At 65.0% G+C, this 22,920-nt stretch carries 21 protein-coding genes; 16 read left to right on the top strand and 5 right to left on the bottom strand.

The features are described from left to right. Positions 1-137 precede the first annotated feature (137 nt). Together VVS03_RS05080 and VVS03_RS05075 are read left to right on the top strand one after the other, a co-directional pair. Positions 138-848, top strand: coding sequence for a response regulator transcription factor (locus VVS03_RS05080; protein ID WP_368534234.1), 711 nt, complete (start codon positions 138-140; stop codon positions 846-848). A 42-nt stretch (positions 849-890) separates the two neighbouring features. Next, positions 891-2,369 carry a sensor histidine kinase gene (locus VVS03_RS05075; RefSeq protein ID WP_368534235.1) on the top strand — a complete coding sequence of 493 codons (1,479 nt, stop codon included), beginning with the start codon at positions 891-893 and terminating at the stop codon, positions 2,367-2,369. On the opposite strand, the gene VVS03_RS05070 is transcribed toward VVS03_RS05075, so the two are convergent. Further along, positions 2,366-2,791 carry an HIT family protein gene (locus VVS03_RS05070; protein ID WP_368534236.1) on the bottom strand — a complete coding sequence of 142 codons (426 nt, stop codon included), beginning with the start codon at positions 2,789-2,791 and terminating at the stop codon, positions 2,366-2,368. The two genes, VVS03_RS05075 and VVS03_RS05070, sit on opposite strands and share 4 nt — an antisense overlap. A 34-nt stretch (positions 2,792-2,825) precedes the next feature. Between VVS03_RS05070 and purD the strand changes: the two genes are divergently transcribed. Further along, on the top strand, positions 2,826-4,115 hold the full coding sequence (gene purD / locus VVS03_RS05065; RefSeq protein WP_368534237.1) for a phosphoribosylamine--glycine ligase: 1,290 nt from the start codon (positions 2,826-2,828) through the stop codon (positions 4,113-4,115). 34 nt (positions 4,116-4,149) lie between these two features. On the opposite strand, the gene nrdF is transcribed toward purD, so the two are convergent. Then, on the bottom strand, positions 4,150-5,151 hold the full coding sequence (nrdF, locus tag VVS03_RS05060; RefSeq protein ID WP_368534238.1) for a class 1b ribonucleoside-diphosphate reductase subunit beta: 1,002 nt from the start codon (positions 5,149-5,151) through the stop codon (positions 4,150-4,152). A gap of 62 nt (positions 5,152-5,213) precedes the next feature. Next, positions 5,214-5,648: a class Ib ribonucleoside-diphosphate reductase assembly flavoprotein NrdI gene (nrdI, locus tag VVS03_RS05055; protein ID WP_368534239.1), complete on the bottom strand. Its 435-nt coding sequence runs from the start codon at positions 5,646-5,648 to the stop codon at positions 5,214-5,216. Positions 5,649-5,702: 54 nt separating this feature from the next. Here nrdI and VVS03_RS05050 point away from each other — a divergent pair, with 54 nt between their 5' ends. The 5 genes from VVS03_RS05050 (at position 5,703) to VVS03_RS05030 (ending at position 11,736) form a co-directional block, all read left to right on the top strand. After that, positions 5,703-6,380, top strand: a complete 678-nt coding sequence (locus tag VVS03_RS05050) for a metal-dependent transcriptional regulator (RefSeq protein WP_368534240.1) — start codon at positions 5,703-5,705, stop codon at positions 6,378-6,380. 22 nt (positions 6,381-6,402) lie between these two features. After that, a complete protein-coding gene (gene purB / locus VVS03_RS05045) occupies positions 6,403-7,833 on the top strand; it encodes an adenylosuccinate lyase (protein ID WP_368534241.1) in 1,431 nt (476 codons plus the stop codon). Between the two features lie 26 nt (positions 7,834-7,859). Further along, entirely contained in the window at positions 7,860-8,744 is an 885-nt protein-coding gene (locus tag VVS03_RS05040; RefSeq protein WP_368534242.1) for a phosphoribosylaminoimidazolesuccinocarboxamide synthase, read from the top strand. Positions 8,745-8,867: 123 nt separating this feature from the next. Next, entirely contained in the window at positions 8,868-11,006 is a 2,139-nt protein-coding gene (locus VVS03_RS05035) for a S9 family peptidase (RefSeq protein ID WP_368534243.1), read from the top strand. A gap of 46 nt (positions 11,007-11,052) precedes the next feature. After that, positions 11,053-11,736 carry a DUF2334 domain-containing protein gene (locus VVS03_RS05030; protein WP_368519836.1) on the top strand — a complete coding sequence of 228 codons (684 nt, stop codon included), beginning with the start codon at positions 11,053-11,055 and terminating at the stop codon, positions 11,734-11,736. Here VVS03_RS05030 and VVS03_RS05025 read toward each other — a convergent pair. Continuing rightward, positions 11,733-14,462: an ExeM/NucH family extracellular endonuclease gene (locus VVS03_RS05025; protein WP_368521613.1), complete on the bottom strand. Its 2,730-nt coding sequence runs from the start codon at positions 14,460-14,462 to the stop codon at positions 11,733-11,735. The two genes, VVS03_RS05030 and VVS03_RS05025, sit on opposite strands and share 4 nt — an antisense overlap. Before the next feature lie 321 nt (positions 14,463-14,783). Between VVS03_RS05025 and purS the strand changes: the two genes are divergently transcribed. The 6 genes from purS to VVS03_RS04995 all read left to right on the top strand — a co-directional run bounded on the left by purS (position 14,784) and on the right by VVS03_RS04995 (position 20,280). Next, on the top strand, positions 14,784-15,026 hold the full coding sequence (gene purS / locus VVS03_RS05020) for a phosphoribosylformylglycinamidine synthase subunit PurS (protein WP_070768624.1): 243 nt from the start codon (positions 14,784-14,786) through the stop codon (positions 15,024-15,026). Continuing rightward, complete coding sequence (gene purQ / locus VVS03_RS05015) at positions 15,026-15,703, top strand: phosphoribosylformylglycinamidine synthase subunit PurQ (RefSeq protein WP_368519834.1); 678 nt, start codon at positions 15,026-15,028, stop codon at positions 15,701-15,703. Before purS ends, purQ begins: the two co-directional genes overlap by 1 nt. A 9-nt stretch (positions 15,704-15,712) precedes the next feature. Further along, the gene (gene purL, locus VVS03_RS05010) at positions 15,713-17,983 is read left to right on the top strand and encodes a phosphoribosylformylglycinamidine synthase subunit PurL (protein WP_368519833.1); all 2,271 of its coding nucleotides are present in this window, start codon (positions 15,713-15,715) and stop codon (positions 17,981-17,983) included. Between the two features lie 134 nt (positions 17,984-18,117). Further along, complete coding sequence (locus tag VVS03_RS05005) at positions 18,118-18,642, top strand: hypothetical protein (protein WP_368534244.1); 525 nt, start codon at positions 18,118-18,120, stop codon at positions 18,640-18,642. Continuing rightward, positions 18,642-19,487, top strand: a complete 846-nt coding sequence (locus VVS03_RS05000) for an ATP-binding cassette domain-containing protein (protein ID WP_368521615.1) — start codon at positions 18,642-18,644, stop codon at positions 19,485-19,487. The genes VVS03_RS05005 and VVS03_RS05000 overlap by 1 nt, the downstream gene beginning before the upstream one ends. Further along, positions 19,450-20,280, top strand: coding sequence for a hypothetical protein (locus tag VVS03_RS04995; RefSeq protein WP_368521616.1), 831 nt, complete (start codon positions 19,450-19,452; stop codon positions 20,278-20,280). Before VVS03_RS05000 ends, VVS03_RS04995 begins: the two co-directional genes overlap by 38 nt. Before the next feature lie 435 nt (positions 20,281-20,715). Here the strand turns inward: VVS03_RS04995 and VVS03_RS04990 are convergent, their stop codons facing one another. Beyond that, entirely contained in the window at positions 20,716-21,786 is a 1,071-nt protein-coding gene (locus VVS03_RS04990) for an alpha/beta hydrolase (RefSeq protein ID WP_368534630.1), read from the bottom strand. 109 nt (positions 21,787-21,895) lie between these two features. On the opposite strand from VVS03_RS04990, the gene trhA reads away from it, so the two are divergent. Continuing rightward, the gene (gene trhA / locus VVS03_RS04985; RefSeq protein WP_368521618.1) at positions 21,896-22,597 is read left to right on the top strand and encodes a PAQR family membrane homeostasis protein TrhA; all 702 of its coding nucleotides are present in this window, start codon (positions 21,896-21,898) and stop codon (positions 22,595-22,597) included. Positions 22,598-22,707: 110 nt separating this feature from the next. After that, positions 22,708-22,899 carry a hypothetical protein gene (locus tag VVS03_RS04980; RefSeq protein WP_368521619.1) on the top strand — a complete coding sequence of 64 codons (192 nt, stop codon included), beginning with the start codon at positions 22,708-22,710 and terminating at the stop codon, positions 22,897-22,899. Positions 22,900-22,920: the final 21 nt, after the last annotated feature.

Raw genomic sequence — 22,920 nt, 5'->3', positions numbered from 1 at the left:
GGCAGACTGCTGTGTAGTAGCTGAGAGAACCAGATTCTCTCCTAGCAGCCCCGCACCGGGCGCGGACTTCGCCTCGAGTAGGTCCACGGTACCGGCGGGCTGAGAGGTCCCAATAGTAGAAAGCGATGGTCACAACAATGGACGACAAGAGCACCGAAAACGTTAAAATCCTCGTCGTAGACGACGAGCCCAATATTGTCGAGCTGCTGACCGTGTCCCTGAAATTCCAGGGCTTCGACGTGCGCACGGCCAATTCCGGCACCGAGGCGCTGCGGATTGCCCGCGAGATTAACCCGGACGCCTACATCCTGGACGTCATGATGCCGGGCATGGACGGCTTCGAGCTTCTGGGCAAGCTGCGCTCCGAGGGCCTCGACGGCCCGGCGCTCTACCTGACCGCCAAGGACAGCGTCGAGCAGCGCATCCACGGCCTGACTATTGGCGCGGACGACTACGTGACCAAGCCCTTTAGCCTGGAAGAGGTCATCACCCGCCTGCGCGTCATTCTGCGCCGCGGGGCCAGCGTGGAGGACGAGTCCAACAACGCGACCATGTCCTACGCCGACCTGACTCTCAACGACGACACCCACGAGGTCACCAAGGCGGGCAAGATCATCGATCTTTCGCCCACCGAGTTCAACCTCCTGCGCTACCTCATGCAGAACAAGGAGGTCGTCCTGTCCAAGGCCAAGATCCTGGACAACGTCTGGCACTACGACTTCGGCGGCGACGGCAACGTGGTCGAGTCCTATATCTCCTACCTGCGCCGCAAGATTGATACCGGCGACACCCGGCTCATCCACACCGTCCGCGGCGTGGGCTACGTGCTGCGTACCCCGCGCAGCTAAAACCCGTCCCTGACCTTCCAGAGAGATTGCCCCGTCCCCAGCATGACCGATACCGAAACTAGCGCCCGGCAGGCCGCAGCACCTACCTCCGCGTGGGGCAAGGTGAAGCGGGTGTTCAAGGGCCGCTTCAAGACCACCGCCATGCCCCTGCGCACCTGGCTGGTGGTCCTGCTGGTCGTGGTCTCCGGCCTGGGCCTGGTCGGCAGCTCCGTGGCCGTCTCCTCGATCATGCGGGACGTGTTGTACAACCGCGTGGATGAGGACATCGCCTCCGCGGCCAAGGGCTGGGCGCAAAGCCCCGAGCTGTTCAACCTGGGCGACCGCTCGCAGCGCCCGCCGACGGACTTCTGCGTCATCAAGATTTACCCCAACGGCTCCATCGAATACTTCAACGTCTTCGACTCCATGCCGCGGGTCGACGGCCTCTACATCGGCGGCTCCCCGGAGACGGTGGAGTCCACGACCGACTCTGCGGTCACCGAGGTCAAGTGGCGCGCGCAGGCCTTCGAGACCGACGGGGTGGTCACGGTCGTGGCCAAGTCCCTGGGTAGTGAGGCCAGCATCCTGCAGGGCCTGGCGGTGGTCCAGGTGCTGATCCTGTCCCTGGTCATCGCCCTCATCGCGCTGGCCGGGTATTGGTCCATCCGGTGGGCGCTGCGCCCGCTGCGGGTGGTGGAAAAGACCGCCTCGGAGATCGCCGCCGGGGATCTGAACAAGCGCGTGCCCGAGTGGCCGCTGCACACCGAGGTCGGCCAGCTGGCGGCCGCGCTCAACGTCATGCTGGGGCACCTGCAGCGCTCCGTGGAGGAGGCCCAGATGAAAGAGGGCCAGATGCGCCGGTTTGTCGGCGACGCCTCCCACGAGTTGCGTACCCCGCTGACCAGCCTGCGCGGCTACACGGAGCTCTACCGCTCCGGGGCTACCCAGGACGTGGACTTGGTCCTCTCCAAGATCGACTCCGAGTCGACCCGCATGTCGCTGCTGGTCGAGGACCTGCTCTCGCTCACCCGCGCCGAGGGCAACCGGCTGGACAAGAAGCCGGTGGACATGCTGGAGCTGGCCTTGTCGGTCGGCTCCTCGGCCCGGGCGGCCTTCCCCGGCCGGGACATCCAGGTGGTCAACAAGTCGAATTCCGTGCCCGTGGTCGACGGCGACCCGGACCGCCTGCACCAGGTGTTGCTCAACCTGATTTCCAACGGCATCCGCCACGGCGGCGATGACGCGGCGGTGACGCTGCAGCTGCGCCGGGACGCGACCGACGTGCTGCTCGACGTCATCGACGACGGCAAGGGCATGGACAGAGAAGTAGCCGCCCACATCTTCGAGCGCTTCTACCGCGAGGATAGTTCGCGCACGCGTGACACGGGCGGCTCGGGCTTGGGGCTGGCCATCGTGAAATCCCTGGTGGAACAGCACGGCGGCAGCATCACGGTGGATTCGACCCCGGGGGAGGGGTCGGTGTTTACCGTGCGCCTGCCGGCCTATCCGGAGGCCGACGACCCAGCGGCTTCGGCGGATTAGGCCGGGCGGCCCTCCGCGTCGGTGCCCAAGTGCTGCCGGATGCGGGCTGCGGCTTCGTCCATGGCGGCCGGGTCGGTGTCCTCGGCGGCGTAGGTCTTGGAGAAATCGTATTCCGACATCTTCTCGGTGGGGAAGAGGTGGATGTGGGTGTGGGGGACGTCGAAGCCGGCGATGATGTAGCCGGCGCGCGGGGTGCCGAAGGCGTTCTTGATGGCCTGGCCGATGCGCAGGGCGACCTGGTTCAGGTGGCCCCAGGTCTCCGGATCGAGGTCAGTCCACTTGTCGACCTCTTGCACCGGCACGACCAGGGTGTGCCCGTAGCGCAGCGGCTCGATGGACAAAAACGCCACGCACTGCTCGTCCCGGTAGACAAAGCGGCCGGGGAGTTCTCCGTTGATGATCTTGGTAAATACAGAAGCCATGGCCCCAGGCTACCGGCAAGTTAAGATAGACGGCATGCGTATTCTCGTGATTGGCTCGGGCGGCCGCGAACATGCCCTCTTGAAAGGACTAGCCGCTGATCCGGCGACCACTGAATTGCACGTGGCGCCGGGCAGCCCGTGCATGGACCGGATCGCCACCGTGCACGCGGATTATACCCAGGTAGACGACCCGGCCCAGATGACGGGCCTGGCCCAGGACATCGCCGCGGACCTGGTGGTCATCGGCCCGGAGGTTCCCCTGGTGGCCGGCGTCGCCGATGCCCTGCGGGACGCCGGCATCGCGGTCTTCGGCCCCAACCAGGAGGCCGCCCAGATCGAGGGCTCCAAGGCTTTCGCCAAGGACGTGATGGACGCGGCCGGCGTGCGCACCGCGCACGCGGAGACCATCGGCCCGGACGCCGCGGAAGACGAGATCTCCCGGGTCCTCGACGAATTCGGCCCGGTCTACGTGGTCAAGGACGACGGCCTGGCCGGCGGCAAGGGCGTGGTGGTTACCGAGGACCGCGAGCAGGCCGAGGAGCACATCAAGGCTGTGCACAACGGCGGCAACTCGGTGCTCATCGAGTCCTTCCTGCCCGGCCCGGAGGTCTCCCTATTCTGCCTAGTTGATGGCGAAACCGTCGTGCCGCTGCTGCCCGCCCAGGATCACAAGCGCGCCTACGACAACGACGAAGGCCCCAACACCGGCGGCATGGGCGCCTACACGCCGCTGCCGTGGCTGCCGCAGGACGGCGTCAACACCATCGTCGACGAGGTCTGCGCGCCCGTCGCCCGCGAGCTGGTCGCCCGCGGCACCCCCTATTCGGGTCTTCTCTACGCCGGCCTGGCGTGGGGCCCGGAGGGCCCGGCGGTGATCGAGTTCAACTGCCGCTTCGGCGATCCGGAGACCCAGGCTGTGCTGAGCCTGCTGACCTCCCCGCTGGCAGAAGCTCTCAACGCGGTGGCCACCGGCAAGCTGGCGGAGCTCAGCCCGTTGGAATGGGAGCCCGCCTTCGCCGTGACCGTGGTGCTGGCCGCCGAGGGCTACCCGGCCTCCCCGCGCAAGGGCGACGAAATAACCGGCGACGCCCTGGAGGATCCGGAGCGCATCCTGCACGCGGGCACCACCGTGGCCGAGGGCAAGGTGGTATCCGACGGCGGGCGCGTGCTCAACGCCCTGGGCAAGGGCTCGACCCTCGCCGCCGCCCGCGAGGCCGCCTACGCGGTGCTCGAAGGCATCACCATGGACGGCGGCTTCTACCGCCGCGACATCGCGCTGGCCGCCCAGGAAGGGCGCATCGAGGTGCCCGGCCGTAACCGCTAGCAGGCACGGGCGGCCGGCTGGTCGGGCACCAGCGTTAGAAGCTCCAGTCTGCGTCGTTGGTGGCCTCGGCGCGGCCGATGACGTAGGAGGAACCCGATCCGGAAAAGAAGTCGTGGTTCTCGTCCGCGCTGGGGGCCAGCGCGGTCAGTACCGCCGAGTCCACGGCCGTGGACGAATAGTCAAAGCGCGCCGGGTATCCCAGGTTCATGAGCGCCTTATTGGCGTTGTAGCGCACGAACGTGGCCACGCCGTCCATTAGCCCCAAGGGCTCGTAGAGCTCTGCCGAATACTGCAGCTCGAGTTCGTAGAGCTTGTCGAGCAGATCGTGCACGAAGTTGTCGAGCTCCGCGGCGCGGTGCGGGGCCTTTTCCAGGCCCCGCTGAAACTTGTAGCCGGAGTAGTAGCCGTGCACCGCTTTGTCCCGCAAGATGAGGCGGATGAGATCCGCGGTATTGGTTAGGGTGCCGCGCGCGGCGAAGTGGAGCGGGAGATAGAACCCCGCGTAGAGCAGCAGCGAGGAAAGCAAGGTGGCCGCGGCCTTGCGCTTCAGCTTGTCCGCGCCGAAGTAGTGGCGGGCTACCATTTTCACGCGCCGCTGAAGCAGGTCGTTGTCCACCGCCCACTGGTAGGCGGCGTCGATTTCCTCCGTGGTGGTCAGGGTTGAAAAGATCGAAGAATAGCTGCGCGCGTGCACGGATTGCATGAAAGCGATGTTGGTGTAGACCGCCTCCTCGTGCTCGGTTTGGGCGTCGGGGATCTGGGAGACCTCGCCCACCGTGGCTTGGAGCGTGTCCAGCAGGGTCAGCCCGGTGAAAACGCGGATGGTCTGGGTGCGTTCCGTGGCTGTTAGCCCGTGCCAGTCGTTCGAGTCATTGGACAGCGGGACCTTCTCGGGCAGCCAGAAATTGGAAGTCAGCCGGTTCCAGACCTCTAGGTCCTTCGGATCCTGGGTGCGGTTCCAGTTGATGGGCCGCACGCGGGCTGAGGGCGTCCGCTTGAGCTCGGGCGGGGTGACGGACTGCGAGATAATGGACAATTCTTGCTCTCCTTTAAGGCTTGGTGGGTGGGGTGGGTAAAAGCGTTGCGTATTGCCGCCGCTCAGTGGGCCCAGAAATAGGCCAGTCCCGCGTTGACGCGTTCGACGTCGAAGGGGGTGCCTAAAAGCTCGAAGTGGTACAGCTCCGGGACCCCGGTCTTGTCAGCAATCAGTTTTCCGGCGACGCAGAAATCCTCGCCGAAGTTGGTGTTTCCGCTCGTGATGACGCCGCGCAAGAGGGCGCGGTTGGCGGGCACGTTGAGGAACGCGCGCACCTGGCGCGGGATCGCTTGCGCGCGGTTGCCGCCGCCGTAGGTGGGGACGACCAAAACGAAAGGCCGCGTGGCCAGCAGCATGGGTTCGCGTTTAAGGCGCAGGGGGATGCGTGCGGCGGGCCGGTTGAGCTGGGCTACGAAGCGGTGGGTGTTCTCGGACGCGGAGGAAAAATAGATCAAATCGGTCGCGCACGTCCGGAACGAATCGGCAGAATACGGCATGGGGCAAATCTAAACTACGGTATGACGTAGTTTCAAGTTTGTTAGAGTATCCCCATGGACATCGAGCTCAATGACCTGCCGGTTAGCACGCAGAACTACCTCAAAGCCGCGTGGCTGCTGAAGGAATGGTCCCCCGAACCGGTCACCAAAACCGCGCTGGCCGCCCGCGTGGGGGTCACGTTGTCCTCGGCGTCCGACGCCGTTCGTAAGCTCACGCAGCAAGGGCTCTTCACCGACACCCGCTACGGGGCGCTTGACCTGACGGAGGAAGGCAGCGAGCTCGCGGTCCAAATGGTCCGGCGCCACCGCCTGCTGGAGACCTACCTGCAGGAAAAGCTGGGGTACACGTGGGACGAGGTCCATGCGGAGGCCGAGGTCCTCGAGCACGCGGTCTCCGATCTCTTGGTAGCGCGCATCGATGACGCGCTCGGCCGCCCCACCCGTGACCCGCACGGCGATCCGATTCCCACCGCTGATGGTGTGGTGGACCAGCCGAGTGCAGTGCAGCTTAGCCAGCTGCCAGTGGGGGCTAAGGCCCGCGTGGAGCGCATCTCCGACGCGGATGACGAATTGTTGCGCTTCCTGGCTGCCCACGGCGTGCGCGCCGGGGTGGAGGTGCGCACCCAAGCGGGGGCGGCTTACACGGAGACGGTTGAGGTGGTGACGCAGGAAGGATCCGTACACTTGGGGGCAGCTGCCGCCGACGCCATCTGGGTTGCCCCCGCGTCTTAGTCACGTGGAATAATGAGGGCTTGTGGCTGAAAAGAAGAAGATTAACAACGTCCTGTCCTCCCGCTACGCTTCGGCGGAGCTGACCGAAATCTGGAGCCCCGAGCACAAGATCGTGCTCGAGCGGCAGCTGTGGATCGCGGTCATGCGCGCTCAGAAAGACCTGGGGGTGGATATCCCCGAAGAGGCGATCAGCGCCTACGAGGCAGCGGTCGAAGACGTCGACTTGGACTCCATCGCCCAGCGCGAGCGCGTTACCCGCCACGACGTGAAGGCGCGTATCGAGGAATTCAACGCGCTGGCCGGCTACGAGCACATCCACAAAGGGATGACCAGCCGCGACCTGACCGAAAACGTCGAGCAGCTGCAGATCTACCGCTCCCTCCAGATCATCCGGGACAAGGCCATCGCCGTGGTGGCCCGCATGGGTGAGCACGCGGACAAGTACCAGCACCTGGTCATGGCGGGCCGCTCCCACAACGTCGCCGCCCAGGCCACCACCCTGGGCAAGCGCTTCGCCTCCGCCGCCGATGAGATGCTGCTGGCCATCGAACGCGTCGAGGCACTGCTCGGGCGCTACCCGCTGCGCGGCATCAAGGGGCCGATGGGCACGGCCCAGGACATGCTGGATCTCATGGGCGGGTCCCACGACAAGCTGTCCTCCCTGGAGACCTCCGTGGCGGATTACCTCGGCTTTAGCCGGATCTTCGACTCCGTCGGGCAGGTCTACCCGCGTTCGTTGGACTTCGATGCGGTCTCCGCCCTCGTCGAGCTGGGCGCGGCGCCGTCTTCGCTGGCCACCACCATCCGCCTGATGGCCGGCAATGAGACTGTCACCGAGGGCTTCAAGGAAGGCCAGGTCGGTTCCTCTGCCATGCCGCACAAGATGAACGCCCGCTCTTGCGAGCGCGTCTGCGGCTTCCAGGTCATCCTGCGCGGCTACCTCACCATGGTCGGCGACCTGGCCGGGCAGCAGTGGAACGAGGGTGACGTCTTCTGCTCGGTCATCCGCCGCGTCGCGCTGCCGGACGCCTTCTTCGCCCTCGACGGCCAGTTCGAGACCTTCCTGACCGTGCTGGAGGAGTTCGGTGCTTTCCCGGCCATGATCGACCGCGAGCTCGAGCGCTACCTGCCCTTCTTGGCCACCACCCGCATCCTCATGGCGGCCGTGCGCGCCGGGGTCGGCCGCGAGACCGCCCACGAGGTCATCAAGGAAAACGCCGTCGCCGTGGCGCTGAACATGCGCGAAAAAGGCGCGGACCAAGACCTGGTGGAGCGCCTGGCCGCCGACGAGCGCCTCCCCCTTGACAGGGCTGCTCTGGATGCGGCCCTCGACGACAAGCACGCCTTCATCGGCGCTGCGGAAGCGCAGGTAGGCCAGGTTCTGTCCCGGATTGCTGAAAAGGCGGACCAGCACCCCCAGGCCGCCCAGTACCGCCCGGGCGAGATTATTTAGCCTGCCGGCGCGCTAAGATGTGGGGCATGCGACCACGTCTTAGCGATTATCAGCACCTCGTATCCGGCAAAGTCCGCGACATCTACGCCATCGATGAGCACACGCTGCTCATGGTGGCCAGCGACCGGATTTCCGCCTTCGACTTCGCCCTGGAGCCCGCCATCCCGGACAAGGGGCGGGTGCTGACTGCGACCTCGCAGTTCTTCTTCGACGCCATCAATTTCCCCAACCACCTGGCCGGCCCGGTCGACGACGAGCGGATCCCGGAAGAGGTCCTGGGGCGAGCCTTTGTGGTCAAGAAGCTTAAGATGCTGCCCTTCGAGTGCGTGGCCCGCGGCTACCTGACCGGCTCCGGCCTGAAGGAATACCAGGCCAACGGCACGGTTTGCGGCATCGAGCTGCCCTCCGGCCTGGTGGAGGCCTCCCGCCTGCCGGAGCCCATCTTCACCCCGGCGACTAAGGCGGAGCAGGGCGAGCACGACGAGAACGTTACCTACGAGCGCGTCGTGAAAGACCTCGGCGCCGACCGCGCCGCCCAGCTGTGCAACGCCACGCTGACCATCTACGCCCAGGCCGCCCAGATCGCCGAAGAACGCGGCATCATCCTGGCCGACACCAAGTTCGAGTTCGGCCTGGACAGCGACGGCACCCTCGTTCTGGCTGACGAGGTGCTGACCCCGGACTCTTCCCGCTACTGGCCGGCCGACTCCTACGTCGAGGGCGAGGTCCAGCCCAGCTTCGACAAGCAGTACGTCCGCAACTGGCTGACCTCGCCGGAATCCGGCTGGGACAAGGCCTCCGAGACCACCCCGCCGGCCCTGCCGGACGAGGTCGTCTCCGCCACCCGCCTGCGCTACATCGAGGCCTACGAGCGCCTGTCGGGCCAGCAGTTCATCGATTGGGTGGGCTAACAGTCCCCATTATCTTGGTGCTCGGATTTCTTTACTTAGGCAGGATCCTTAAAGACAACCAGCGCAATTCCGGGCGGGAGTGACCCGCCGGCTGGGGGACGCGGTGACGTAGGATGGGGGCCTATGACTGATGAATCCATGCATGCTCCGGTAGCCCCCGTCCGTCCGATTTCGCGCCAATTCCACGGCCGCACTTTCGTCGATGATTACGAGTGGCTGCGGGATAAGAAGTCGCAGGACACGCTGGACTACCTTAACGCGGAAAACGACTACACCAAGGCGCAGACCGCGCACCTGGAGACGCTGACCGAGAATATCTACCAGGAGATTAAGTCGCGTATCAAGGAAACGGACATGTCCGTTCCCGTGCGCCAGGGCGATTACTGGTACTACGGGCGCTCCCAAGAGGGCAAGAGCTACGGCCTGTCCTGCCGCCTGCCGGTCGAGGAAGGCGCGGACCCGTGGTTCCCGCCCGTCATCCCGGAGGAGGGCCGCCCGGCAGGCGAAGAGGTGCTACTGGACCTGAACGAGCTGGCCGAAGGCAACGAATTCTTCTCCCTCGGGGCCTCTTCCATCACAACCTCGGGGCGCTACCTGGCCTATTCCGTCGACGTTAGCGGTGACGAGCGCTTCGAGCTGCGCATCAAGGACCTGGCTACGGGCGAACTGCTCGACGATCACCTGACTGGCCTGTTTTACGGCGCGACCTGGGTCGGCGAGGACTACATCTTTTACCAGACCGTCGACGAGGCCTGGCGCGCCGACAGCGTGTGGCGCCACAAGGTAGGCACGCCGCAGGAAGACGACGTGCGCATCTTCTACGAGGAAGACGCCCGCTTCAGTGTGGGAGTGGGCGGCACCCGCAGCGACAAGTACCTGTTCTTGGTCTCCAGTTCGAAGATCACCTCGGAGTTCTGGGTGCTGGAGCAGGACCAGCCGGAAGGCGAATTCCAGCTGCTCTGGGAGCGCGAATCCGGGGTCGAATACGAGGTGGACCACGCCGTCATCGACGGCGAGGACCGCTGGATCGTCACCCACAACGCCGCCGGCGCCAACTTCGAGGTCACCGTCTGCCCGGCGCTGACGAAGGACACCGGCCTACCCGCCCTGCGCGATACCCAGGTGCTGGTCCCGCACCGCGGGGACGTGCGTATCGAGGGCGTGGATACCTACCAGCACCAGCTGGTGCTGGTCTACCGCAGCGGCGGCATCGGACGCATCGCCATCATGCCCCTGACCGAGGGCGAGGGGCTCGGCGAGTTCACCCAGGTCGACTTCGACGAGGAGATCTATACCGCCGGCACCACCGGCAACCCGGAGTGGGACACCCCGGTCATCCGCATGGTCTACGGCTCGTTCACGCAGCCTGCCCAGGTCCTGCAATACGACGTCGCCACCGGCGAGCGCACCCTGCTGAAGCAGCAGGAGGTCCAGGGCGGCTACGAGCCCGGCGACTACACCGCCTACCGCCTGTGGGCCACCGCCCAGGACGGCACGGAGATCCCCGTCTCCGTGGTGCACCGCGCGGACCTGGACACCTCCGCGCCGCAGCCGATGCTGCTCTACGGCTACGGTTCCTACGAGACTAGCGTCGACCCCGGGTTCTCCGTCACCCGCCTGTCGCTGCTGGACCGCGGCATGATCTTCGCCGTCGCCCACGTCCGCGGCGGCGGGGAGATGGGCCGCGGCTGGTACGACCACGGCAAGCTCATGGAGAAGAAGAACACCTTCACCGACTTCATCGACGTGGCCGACGACCTCATCGCCCGTGGCCTGACCAGCCCGGACCGGCTGACGGCGGAAGGTGGCTCCGCGGGCGGCATGCTGATGGGTGCCGTGGCGAATATGGCCCCGGACCGTTTCACCGCCATCCAGGCCGCCGTGCCTTTCGTCGATCCGCTGACCTCCATGCTCATGCCGGAGCTCCCGCTCACGGTGGTGGAGTGGGACGAGTGGGGCGACCCGTACCACGACCCGGCCTTCTACGACTACATGGCCAGCTACGCCCCGTACGAGAACGTCACGGCGCAGGATTACCCGAACATCCTTGCCACGACCTCGCTGAACGACACCCGCGTGCTTTACGTGGAGCCCGCCAAGTGGATCGCCAAGCTGCGCACCGTTGCCAGCGGCGGGCAGTTCCTGCTGAAGACGGAGATGGTCGCCGGCCACGGCGGCGTGTCCGGCCGCTACGACAAGTGGCGCCAGAACGCCTTCGAATACGCCTGGATCATCAACCAGGCCACGGGGTGTACCGAGTAGAGTTCTCGACGCGCGGAACCTAGAAGGCTGTGCGATAATACTTCTTATGCATGGCCACCTCCTGGTTTCGATTTCCAGTATTTTCGACGACACCCGGAAACAGGCCTCGAATCTCCTCCGCATCCTGGATGCCGAGGGGATTCCTGTGTCTCTTCTGATCGCCCCGCATATTGACGGCAATTGGCACTTGGCGAAGGACTCCAAGACGAAGGGCTGGGTCAAAGAGCAAGCAGACGCCGGCCGGGTACTGATTCTCAACGGCTTCGACCAAGCCGTCCAGGGCCGCCGCGCGGAATTCGCCAACCTCGATGAGCACGAGGCGAAGCTGCGACTGGCCGGTGCGACCCGGCAGATGGGCAAGATCGGTTTCACCCCCACCATCTTCGCCCCGCCGCGCTGGCGCATGTCGGAGGGAACCCTCAAGGTGCTGCCGGCCTTCGGCTTCGACGTGGCCGTATCCACCCGCGGCATCCACGAGCTGGAATCCGGCAAGTTCTACCAGTCGCGCAACCTCTCCTACGGCGAGGGCTTCGGCGCGGCCAAGTGGTGGCGCCGCAACATCATCCGCGCAGCGGAACGCTCCGCCCAGCGCGGCAACACCGTCCGACTCTCGGTCTCCGGCCGTAACCTCGACGACCGGAAGGTGGTCAAGGACTTCGTCAAGGCCGTGCACAAGGCCGCAGCGGCCGGCGCGGAGCCGGCCGACTACAGCATCTACCTGCCGAACTAGGGCAGCAGGCGCTCGATGACGCGGCGGACATCCGCCGGCAACATCGGCAGCACGCCGCGCAGGCCACCGGCCAGGGCGGTGCCGATGCCCAGGACCGCGGCCAGGCCAGCAATCACTGCCACGACAGCGCCGCCCACCGAGGAACCGCTCGAGCCGGCATCCCCCGAACCCGCCGGCTGGCCCTGGTCGTCATCCTCGTTGTTGTCGTCCCCGTCGTTTCCGTTCTCGTCATCGCCGGCGGCGTCATCCCCGCCGAGGGAGAAGCCGACCTTGACCGGGTCGTGGTCGGAGGAGCGGAACGGGGAGTCGTCGTAGAAGTCGACCGCGTTGTAGTTGCGGCGCGAGTACTCGAAGGCGACGGACTCGTCCGCGTTGATGTTCCAGACCTGCGCGTCGGTGACGTTCTCGCTAGCCACTTCGTTGGCCAGGACGTGGTCCAGGGAGCCAAGCAGGCCGCTGAACTGGTAGGAGGCGTCGGCATCAAAGGTCTCCGCCGGCACGGTGTAGCCGTGGTTGCGGAAGATGTCCAGGGCCTCCTCGCGGGTGTAGGTATTCAGATCCCCCATGACGAAGGTGGCCTTGTCCTGCCAGTCCGGCTGCTTGGCCAGGTGGTCAAGGACCGCCTGGGCCTGCGCGTTGCGCACGTTGGGGTTGTTGCCCTGGCCGTCGCCGCGGTCCGCGTCATCCTTGACCACGGAACCCTTGGACTTGAAATGGTTGGCCACGGCCACGAAGGTCTCGGCGTCCTCGCCGGCATCTGCCGGGGCGAACTCCTGGGCCAGCGGCTCACGGGCGGTGCCCGTGAAGCGGGCGTCGCTGAAGATACGGGATTCGCCCACCGGGCGCACGCGGTCCGGGTCGTAGATAAACGCGGTGCGGATGACGTCGACGTCCTCCGGCACGCCCTGAGACGGGGAGGCGACGGCCTTCCAGTTTCCGCCCGCGGCGTTGAGCTCCTCGACTAGGTGGTTGAGTGCCTCGTCGCGGCGGGAGAGGTCCCCGGTCACGCCGAAGGTGTCCTCGATTTCGGACAGCGCGATGACGTCGGCGTCCAAGCCGTTGATGGCCGCGACGATCTTGGCCTGCTGGTCTTCGAAGGCGGCCTGGGTATAGGCGCCGCGGGTGGTACCGCGGTTGACGGTGACTGGGTTGCCGTCCTTGTCGTCGTAGGAGCTGCCGCCGAACTCCTCACCCAGCGAGGTGAAGTAGTTCAGGACGTTGAAGGCGCCGATGGTGTAGTCGCCTTCGACGTCGAGGGCGTCCAGCTCCGCGGCGCGGGAGTCCTCCCAGCTAATCGGCAGATCCGCACCGGCGGTCTCCCCGGTGACCGGGGAAGTGGGCTGGAAACGCCACTGCTCGTGGGAGTAGTGCACGACGACCGGCTGCTGGAATTTAACCTGGTCGGTGGTGCGCAGGCTCTTGATGGTCTGGCCGCCGTCCTGGGAGATATACGGCAGCGGGGTGTCCTTATCGGTCTTCAGGTAGTCGCGGGTCCGGCCGTCGTCCAGGGTGACCAGGCGCTCGGCGTTGTCCTTTTCCAGCTGCTTGAGCGGGGAGTTCGGATCCGTCGAGGGAGCATGGACATCGGAGGGCTGGCGCAGGGCTTCTTGGCCCGCGGCCAGGCCGACCTCGCCGTAGGTATTGAGCGCGTAGTTGTTGGTGACGGTGTGGGTGCCGGGCAGTACCAGCATGGACTCGTAGGCCTCCCGGGCCTCGTCGCCGGCGGGCAGCTCGTCGATCTCGATGGGCTCGACCTGCTCGAGCGGCTCCTCCAGCTCAGTGAAGTTGCGCGCCGAGACCTGGGTGTTGCCGTAGTACTCGGAGACCTTGCCGGTCACCTGCACGGACTGGCCGATTTCCGGGTACGCGCCGTCATTGCCGGCGTAGATGAAAAGGCCGTGGCTGGCCTCGCCGGCCGCGGATTCGCCGCCGGTCTGGATGGTGTAGCCGTTCAGGCCGCCTTCTTCCCACACGGCGGTGACGACTCCCTCGGTGGTCACGGTCTGGTCGACCAGCGGGGAGGCCGGGCCCGTGCCCTGGATATCGGCGATGGCCACGGCCTCGCCCGCGGCGGGCGGATCCTGCGGCTCCGGATCGGTGCCCGGTTCCGGGGCCACGCCTCCGCCGGTGCCGGCCGGGCTGGGCGCGCCGGCCGTAAAATCGGCGGAGTTGTCATCGGTGTCGGTGCCGTTCTCGTCGCGCTGGACCGAGTTCCGGTTGTTCGGCGCCTGGGCCGGGGAGCCCTCGGACAGGCTGGCCTCGCCGAAGCCGACCAAGTCGACCACCTCGCCCGCGCCGTCGCTGAGCTGGACCGAACCCTTGGTGGCGGACATGGCCAGGCTGCCGGTGGCATCGGCAGCCGGCAGGGCGGTGTTGCCGCCGTTGCCCTGAGCCTGCTGGATGAGGTAATGCGCCCCGGCCGGGATCGTCCCGTTCAGCTGGGTAGTGCCGCCGGAGCCGCCCTTGGCGGAGAAGTACTCGACGTTCCAACCATCCAGGCTGATGTCACCATCCGTCGGGTTGTAGAGCTCGATGAAGTCGTGGGTGTACTCCGCGCCGGAGTTGCCACCGCCGCCGTAGACCTCGGAGATGACGACGTTGTCCCCGGACGGGGCGGCCGAGGCAGTGGGGACGGCGAGACCGGCGGCGACGGTAGAGGTCACGGCCGCGAGTACGAGCGCGCCGCGGCGGCGGGCCACCCGCCGCGAGGACTGGGGAGAAGACATAGGGAACGAACCACCTTAGTTGGGGAAGAAGACAGACAAATTCATGCGTTCCGAGCGCATTACCCTCAGTTGTAGAACACGGAGCGGACACGCGCGGGAGCAAGCGCTGCCGCGTGTTCGAAGCCCGCAGGGGGTTTGCCTAGGTGTGGCCTAGAATTTGGTTTCCGTCTTTGCGGGGGATACCCGGTGTTTACTTTCCGGCCCCGATTGGGGGAGCGGGCGTTGGTGTGGGGGTGACCGCTGGGATGGGTAGGTTTTGCGGCCCTAGGCAGGCTAAACTAGTGCGCGCAGACCTAGCCGTGAGCACAGTAAGGAAATTTAATGGCTCGTGTAGTTGTCAATGTCATGCCGAAGGCCGAGATTCTGGATCCGCAGGGGCAAGCTGTTGTCCGCGCGCTGGGTCGAATCGGGGTTGAAGGGGTCAGCGATGTCCGCCAGGGCAAGCGCTTCGAGCTGGAGGTCGCGGACTCCGTGACGGCCGAGGAGCTGGAGAAGGTCGCGGCCACCCTGCTGGCCAACACCGTCATCGAGGACTACGAGGTCACCGGGCTGGAGGTCAAGTAGTGTCCGCCAAGATCGGAGTAATTACCTTCCCCGGCACGCTCGACGACGTCGACGCGGATCGTGCTGCGCGCCGGGCCGGCGCCGAGGTGGAAAACCTCTGGCACGCCGACGCCGACCTGCGCGGCGTGGACGCGGTCGTGGTCCCCGGTGGCTTTTCCTACGGCGACTACCTGCGCTCCGGGGCGATTTCCGCCCTCGCGCCCGTCATGCGCTCGGTCATCGACGCTGCCCACAAGGGCATGCCGGTGCTGGGCATTTGCAACGGCTTCCAGATCCTGACCGAAGCCGGCCTGCTGCCCGGGGCGTTGACCCGCAACCAGGGGCTGCACTTCCACTGCACGGATACCTACCTGGAGGTCGCGAACGCGCAGACCGCCTGGACCACCGAATTTGAGGCTGGCCAGCGGATCCTCATCCCGGCCAAGCACGGCGAGGGCCGTTTCCAGGCCGCCGCGGAGACCGTCGAGGAGCTGGAGAAGGAAGGCCGCGTGGTCTTCCGCTACACGGACAACTACAACGGGTCCGTCAACGCGATCGCCGGTATTACCAACGAGACCGGCCGGGTCGTGGGGCTTATGCCGCACCCCGAGCACGCCATCGATCCGCTTACCGGGCCGTCCACTGACGGCCTGGGCCTTTTTGTATCCGCTATCAACGCCGTGACGGCCGCAGTTTAGGAGGCGCACATGACCGTACACAATGACACCGTCTCCCAGGCCCAGCAGGACCCGGACCTGGAACAGCCCTTCCGCGAGCTGGGGCTCAAGGACGACGAATACCAGCGCATCAAGGACATCCTGGGGCGTAGGCCGACCGATGCCGAACTGACCATGTACTCCGTGATGTGGTCGGAGCACTGCTCATATAAGTCCTCGAAGACGCACCTGCGCTACTTCGGCCAGACCATGACCGAAGAGATGGGGGAGAAGATCCTCGCCGGCATCGGTGAGAACGCCGGCGTGGTCGACATCGGCGACGGCAACGCGGTGACCTTCCGCGTGGAGTCCCACAACCACCCGTCGTACGTTGAGCCCTACCAGGGCGCGGCCACCGGCGTGGGCGGCATCGTCCGCGACATCATGGCGATGGGCGCACGTCCCATCGCGGTGATGGACCAGCTGCGCTTCGGCCCGGCCGATGCCCCAGATACCAAACGCGTCCTGCCGGGCGTCGTCGAAGGGATCGGCGGCTACGGCAACTGCCTGGGTCTTCCCAATATTGGGGGCGAGACCGTCTTTGACGAGTCCTACGTAGGTAACCCGCTGGTCAACGCCCTGTGCGTGGGCACGCTAAAGGTCGAGGACCTGAAGCTGGCCTTCGCCTCCGGCACCGGCAACAAGGTCATGCTGTTCGGCTCTCGCACGGGCCTGGACGGCATCGGCGGCGTGTCCGTGCTGGCGTCGGACACCTTCGAGGACGGCGCGGAACGCAAGCTGCCGGCCGTCCAGGTGGGCGACCCCTTCGCGGAGAAGGTCCTCATCGAGTGCTGCCTGGACCTCTACCACGCCGGCGTCGTGGTGGGCATCCAGGACCTGGGCGGCGCCGGCCTGGCCTGCGCGACCAGTGAGCTGGCCGCCTCCGGCGACGGCGGCATGGAGATCAACCTGGACGAGGTCCCGCTGCGCGCCGAGCACATGACCGCCGCTGAGATCCTGGCTTCCGAGTCCCAGGAGCGCATGTGCGCGGTCGTGGCCCCGGAAAACGTCGAGCGCTTCCGCGAGATCTGCGCGCACTGGGACGTCACCTGCGCCGAGATTGGTGAGGTCACCACCGGCAAGCACCTGGTCATCCGCCACCAGGGCGAGGTCGTCGTGGACGCCCCGGCCGGCACCATCGCCGACGAGGCCCCGGTCTACGAGCGCCCCTACGCCCGCCCGGAGTGGCAGGACAAGCTGCAGGACTTCGGCGGCGTGGATCATGCCCCGCTGGGCGATGCCCTCCTCCAGCTGGTGGCCTCCCCGGCGCTGTGCTCCCGTGACTTCATTACCAACCAGTACGACCGCTACGTCCGCGGTAATACGGTGCAGTCGCACCACGCGGATGCCGGTGTGCTGCGCATCGACGAGGAGACCGGCCGCGGCGTCGCCGTCTCCGCGGACGCCTCCGGCCGCTACACCAAGCTGGACCCGAACATGGGCGCTCGCCTGGCCCTGGCCGAGGCCTACCGCAACGTCGCCGTCACCGGCGCCCGCCCGGTGGCCGTCACCAACTGCCTGAACTTCGGTTCCCCGGAAAACCCGGATGTGATGTGGCAGTTCCGGGAGGCCGTCCACGGCCTGGCCGACGGCGCGGTCGAGCTGGGTATCCCGGTCTCCGGCGGCAACGTCTCCTTCTACAACCAGACCGGTGAGGAACCCATCCTGCCGACCCCGGTCGTCGGTGTGCTGGGCGTTATCGACGACGTCGCCGCCTCCATCGGCCACAACCTGGGCACCGCTGAGGACGAAGTCCTCATCCTCCTGGGCTCCACCCAGGACGAGTTTGGCGGCTCCATCTGGCAGCAGGTATCCGGCAAGGGCCTGTCCGGCCTGCCGCCGCAGGTCGACCTGGCCAACGAGGCCAAGCTGGCCGAGTTCTTCCACGGCAACTCCGATATCACCGCGGCCCACGACGTCTCCGAGGGCGGCCTGGCCGTCGCCGCGTTCGAGATGGCCAAGCGCAACCGCGTCGGCGTCGAGCTCGATCTCGCCGCCGTCCACGACGACGAGTTCGTAGCGGCGTTCTCCGAGTCCGCCTCCCGTGCCCTGGTCGCCACGACCAAGGACAAGGCGGACGCCGTCCTCCAGCGCGCCCAGGAGCTGGGCATCCCGGCCGCCCAGGTCGGTAAGACCACCGCGGTGGACAGCCTCATCCTGGGCCAGACCGCCGTCCCGCTGACCCAGCTGGTCGACGCCTGGTCCGCCACCCTGCCCGACCTCTTCGGCCACGCCGTGGGGGCTAACTCCGTGGTGGAATAAGAGAGTGTTATGGGTTGCAAAGGCAAAGGGGTTTAAGTAGTATCGAGTATCGGTAATACACACTATGCGGCAGGGGTTCGCACTCCAGCATCCCTGTTGGCATTGACGTTCACATCGGAGGAGCTGGGGCTGAAATGGGTGAAAAAGTATCCATTCGGTTCTGGCTTGACGGTGCGTCTCAACTAGCCTCCTCGGCCGCGTCTGACACGGCGCGGATGGTCGTAGTATCTTTCCGTGACGAGTCTGGAGAAAACGCACTTTCTTGTTCTTTACGGGAAAGTGCGTTTTTTCTAACCAATGAAATGCTTGGTGCATCTTGGAAAAGTTGGCAACGTTTTACAGATGCAAGACGTTGTGATGATTTGTTGGATACCGTCGATAACCCTTCGTCCGTGGAATGGCAACCCGCGTCTGAGCTCCCAGGATTTCGTTCGTTGGTTTTGGCCAATAGCGGTAATGTGGCGGGGCGGGCGCAGTTCGCCTCGCAAAAGGCAGCTAATCCTTTGACGATTAGAGTTAGAGGTAGCCTCAAGCAGGTTGTGAAAGACTCCCTCTCCGTTAAAAGGGTAATTCTTCGCCGGATGAGTGCTAACACGCGTATAGAACGACAGGGCGGCCGTGCTTTTGCAGGACAGTCGGATGTCGCGGAGGAACCCTAATGGCGCGCTTGATTGCTGAAGACCTTACCGTTGGGTGGACAGACGGTGACCCTGTCTTGAAGGGGGTGTGCCTCAGCCTTTCCGTAGGCGTTCACTGCGTTACCGGTGCGAATGGTAGTGGTAAGACAACCTTGGTTCGCACTATGGCAGGGGTGATTCCGCCTTTGGATGGACTGGTCAGGGTTGATGGGCGAGTCGGCTATTTGTCGCACCTTCCGGGAATCTACTCGCAGCTTTCAGTTGAAGACAACCTGCGACAATGGTCTAATTTCTTGGACCCTAGTGGTCAGTCTCCTTGTCAAAAACTCATGGATGAGCTTGCTTTGTCTGAAATTGGCGGCCAGAAAGCTTCCACACTTTCTCAAGGCCAGCGTCAACGCCTGGGCCTAGCTCGTGCTCTCTTGGGCCAGCCGGACGTGGTCTTCTTGGATGAGCCGACAGCTGGGATGGATCCAGCAATGAAGCGTTTGACTCACAATGTCGTGCGCAGGCTCGGGGAACGAGCTTGCGTCGTTGTGACTTCGCATGACCTACTCGAAGTTTCAGGTCTAGCGACAACCGTCATTCAGATATCAGGCTCGGCGGAAGTGAGCCAGAAAGAAGTTAGTGCTGTGGCAGCCTTGGACGACCGTCGAATTCGGCTGTCCGTTGATAATTCAAAAACAGAAAAGGCCCTACAGTTGCTCGTTGAAGGCAATCCGCAGCGCGAAAGTTCCGGTTGGATTGCTGTTGATGTTACTCCTAGTTTCGGGATTTCCCGTGTTGTTGAGCTTTTGTCATCAGAGGGAATCGACATACGCGCAATCGATGACCTCCAAGGACTGGAAACTTACTATCGAGGATAGAACTGTGCTCTTGCGTTTTTATTTCTTCAAGGCTTGGCGGGAACAGTGGAAAGCACTTCTGCTTTTGCCTTTACTCGCCTTCGTCGTCGCGCTTGCGCTGGCAGCTACTGTGTATTTCTTCCCAGATGCGCTTACCGGGGCTAGTCTAGGCGCCGTCAAAAGTGGGGTGAATGAGATCGATGCAGAATCGCGAGCAAGTCTAGGCCCTGAAAGCTCACTTCTTGTAGCGGCAGTTATCAGCCAAGCACCGCTCATTGCATCTCTTTTTGCGGGGCTTATTGGCGCAAATACTGTCATCGGTATGGCGGATATCGAAGTTCGGTCGGGTGCCATCGAAATCGTGCTTAGTCGGGGTTACGGTAAGCGGGATATCGTGTTATCTCTCGCTCTAATTGCCGTATTCCTCACCGCTATTGCGACACTCGTGCTGGTTTTGGCCTTCTACGGGGCCTCAGCAGTCTTCCTCGCTCATAAAGGTCTTGCTGCCGATTCCTTATGGAAGATTCTGGTCCTACCGTGGCCATGTCTGGCGATGGGCATTGGGCTTGGGCTGACAATCCAACTGCTGTTCCCCGGCCTGTCCCGAGTCAAAGCTGGGACGAGCGGCAATATCGCTCAATTGCTAGCTATGCTACCCACCGTCGCGATGTTCGTAGTTTTCACTTTCTCTCCAAAGGCAGCCCAAAGTACCTTCGCGGCGTGGTGCATTACCGCGTGTTTCCTGCTGTTGGCAGTAGCGCTTGTGTCTGTCGTTGCTACGACCACCAAGGTAGGGCGCCTTTTGCAGCGCTAGGGCGAGTCCAATCTTTTGTTCGCGACCTGACAGGAACGGCTAGTTGTAAGTCGGCACACCGGTGGCGTCGGTTTCGCGGTAGTCCTTCGCGAAGTAGAAGCGGAAGTCGTCGACGTCGCCCTGGTTGAACTCGGGGATTGTGCGCGGGAACGCGCCGTAGTCGTCCAGGATCCGCTGGCAGGCCGATGCTAACTCCTCATCCGACAGCTTCTCGACGCCGGGCCGGTAGAGGGGCTTGGAGCGCTCCGTTAAACCGTCAAGGGTCTTGCGGAAGAGATGGTCGGACTCGGCCGCGGCCAGCGCCTCTTTCGCCGTGCTATGGATTTCCTCGTTTAAGGCGCGGGCGGCCTCGTAGCGGGCGGTGGCGTCGCAGCTGTTTTGGCTGCGGGGATCGCCGCCTACTGTGGGTCGCCCGCGCCAAAGGTAGCGCGACGGTTAGCCGCCGATGGTTGGCTGGATGGTCTGCGCCCAGCTGACCTTGAGCTGGTGGGAGAACAGCGGGAAGGAGTGGGAGCCGGTGTTGGTGTAGTAGCGGTTGACGTCGACGCCGGCTGCGCGGGCGCTGCGGGTGTAGATATTGGTGCACTCGTTGGCAACCTTTTCGGTTGCGGACGGGCCCAGGTGCTGGGCGGGGCCGTAGTTGCCGTCGATTGGGCCCGGGGTGCCGGAGGCGGAGGCGACGAAGACCTTGACGTCGCGCAGGCGGTGCGGCTGGGCGTTCGGGTCGTGGTCGGCCCAGGCCGGGGAGCCGGGCAGGCCCCAGGCGTTGACGGAGGAGCCGCCGCCGGCGGCCATCATGACGCTGGAGACCGGCCAGCCCAGGGCGTCGGAGCGGACCGGGCAGCCGGAGTAGGAGGCGGCGGCGCGGAAGCGCTGCGGGGCGTGGCCGGCGATGTCGAGGGCGGCGGCTCCGGTGGAGGACAGGCCGGCGATGGCGTCGCGGCCGGTGCCGTGGAATTCGGCATCGATGAGCGGCGGCAGCTCGTGGGTCATGTAGGTGTTCCACTTGTTAACGCCCAGGATGGGATCCGCAGTATTCCAGTCGGTGTAGAGGGAATAAGCGCCGCCGATGGGCATGACAACGTTCACGTTCTTGCCGGCGAACCACGGGCCGATGTCGGTGTGGCTCATCCAGTTCATGCCCTGCTCGCCGCCCTGGATGCCGGGCAGCAGGTAGAAGGAGCCGCGCGGCTGGTCGCCGCCGGGCAGCAGCACGTTATTGGTGATAACGGCGCGGTTGGCCGGGGACCAGACGTCCACCTTCCAGAAGTTGCCGTTGACGTGGCGCTTGTTCACGATCTTCGGCTGGTTGCCCAACCAGGGCTGCTTGCTCTGGTTGCCGGGCAGCTGGAAGGTGCCGTCGATGAGGCTCGACTGGGCCTGGGCGGACGGGGCGGCAGGGCTGGCGAGGCCGAACCCCAGGGCGGCGACCGCGGCGAAGGCGGCGGCTAGTACGCGGGGGCGGCGGAGGGAGACAGATTTAAATACCGTTCGACTATAACCCATATAGCAACGAATTCGAAGGATTTTCACAGCCGTGGGTTACGCTACCGTAGGTTATACTACGGCTAGAAGTGGTGCGCACTACGTCACTTGAGTCTTAAGAGGAGGACACATGGCGCCGGTACAGGACGGCCTAGTCGAACGGACCAGGCTAGTGGCCGACCGTGGCCCGCGCCCGCTTACCCGCGGGTGGGGGCACGTCTTCGCCGCGCTGGCCGCCCTCGTCGCCGCCACGGTCCTCATTACCTATTCCTGGATGACGCTGAGCTGGGCACCGGCCCTCGGCGTGACGGTCTACGGGGTCTGCCTGGTTGGCCTATTCGCGGTTTCCGCCACCTATCACCGCTGGCCCTGGGGTAGCTTCCGGGCCGTGCAGTGGTGGCGGCGGGCCGACCACGCCACCATTGCCGTGTTCATCGCGGCGACCTATACGCCGCTATCGCTTATCGCCTTCAATGGTGTGACCGCGTGGATCCTGCTCGGGGTGGCCTGGGGCGGCGCGGTGGCCGGGGTGATACTCAACCTGGTCTGGATCGAGCACCCGCGCTGGCTATCCGTGGCCGTGTACCTGGTGCTCGGGTGGCTGATCGTCCCGCTCATCCCGACCCTGTGGCGGCAGGAAGGCCCCGCGGTGGTCTGGCTGCTCTTTGCCGGTGGCCTGGTTTACTCCTTAGGTGCGGTGGTCTACGGGTTTAAGTGGCCGGGGCGCAACGCGCGCATCTACGGCTACCACGAGCATTTCCACACCGCGACGATCGCGGCCGCCACGGTCCACCTGGTCGCCGTGTGGATGGTGGTCGTCGGCGCCGGCTAGCAGTACGGGCAGGCCGCTAGTATAGGGAGTGAAGACAAGGGGTGCGGGCCCGGCAAGTGCCGTTGAGGGCACTAACAGCCGGGCCAAGGCCATGAGAGAAGGCTAACCGCGTGAAAGCAAAGGAAAAGGCAACTGCCGTAATCCGGGTGGCGGTCCTGGCTGCACTTACCATGCTGGCTGTGGGCTTCGCGCTGAACGGATCGATCGCGGGGACCGTCGTGGCCGTGGTGGCAGGGGCCGGCCCGATTTACTTTCTGGTGCGGGACTGGGAGACGCTGCGCCGGCCGGCAGGCGCCGATTAGCGCGTTGCCGGCGTGGGCGCT

Source organism: Corynebacterium sp. LK2537 (assembly GCF_040946485.1).
Taxonomy (GTDB): Bacteria; Actinomycetota; Actinomycetes; order Mycobacteriales; family Mycobacteriaceae; genus Corynebacterium.
This window is presented reverse-complemented; position numbering and strand designations above follow the sequence as displayed.

Coding starts and splice junctions, on each gene's coding strand:
- VVS03_RS05080 (WP_368534234.1), top strand. CDS start 138: ATGGACGACAAGAGCACCGAAAACGTTAAAATCCTCGTCGTAGACGAC.
- VVS03_RS05075 (WP_368534235.1), top strand. CDS start 891: ATGACCGATACCGAAACTAGCGCCCGGCAGGCCGCAGCACCTACCTCC.
- VVS03_RS05070 (WP_368534236.1), bottom strand. CDS start 2,791: ATGGCTTCTGTATTTACCAAGATCATCAACGGAGAACTCCCCGGCCGC.
- purD (WP_368534237.1), top strand. CDS start 2,826: ATGCGTATTCTCGTGATTGGCTCGGGCGGCCGCGAACATGCCCTCTTG.
- nrdI (WP_368534239.1), bottom strand. CDS start 5,648: ATGCCGTATTCTGCCGATTCGTTCCGGACGTGCGCGACCGATTTGATC.
- VVS03_RS05050 (WP_368534240.1), top strand. CDS start 5,703: ATGGACATCGAGCTCAATGACCTGCCGGTTAGCACGCAGAACTACCTC.
- VVS03_RS05040 (WP_368534242.1), top strand. CDS start 7,860: ATGCGACCACGTCTTAGCGATTATCAGCACCTCGTATCCGGCAAAGTC.
- VVS03_RS05035 (WP_368534243.1), top strand. CDS start 8,868: ATGACTGATGAATCCATGCATGCTCCGGTAGCCCCCGTCCGTCCGATT.
- VVS03_RS05030 (WP_368519836.1), top strand. CDS start 11,053: ATGCATGGCCACCTCCTGGTTTCGATTTCCAGTATTTTCGACGACACC.
- VVS03_RS05025 (WP_368521613.1), bottom strand. CDS start 14,462: ATGTCTTCTCCCCAGTCCTCGCGGCGGGTGGCCCGCCGCCGCGGCGCG.
- purS (WP_070768624.1), top strand. CDS start 14,784: ATGGCTCGTGTAGTTGTCAATGTCATGCCGAAGGCCGAGATTCTGGAT.
- purL (WP_368519833.1), top strand. CDS start 15,713: ATGACCGTACACAATGACACCGTCTCCCAGGCCCAGCAGGACCCGGAC.
- VVS03_RS05005 (WP_368534244.1), top strand. CDS start 18,118: ATGGGTGAAAAAGTATCCATTCGGTTCTGGCTTGACGGTGCGTCTCAA.
- VVS03_RS05000 (WP_368521615.1), top strand. CDS start 18,642: ATGGCGCGCTTGATTGCTGAAGACCTTACCGTTGGGTGGACAGACGGT.
- VVS03_RS04995 (WP_368521616.1), top strand. CDS start 19,450: ATGACCTCCAAGGACTGGAAACTTACTATCGAGGATAGAACTGTGCTC.
- VVS03_RS04990 (WP_368534630.1), bottom strand. CDS start 21,786: ATGGGTTATAGTCGAACGGTATTTAAATCTGTCTCCCTCCGCCGCCCC.
- trhA (WP_368521618.1), top strand. CDS start 21,896: ATGGCGCCGGTACAGGACGGCCTAGTCGAACGGACCAGGCTAGTGGCC.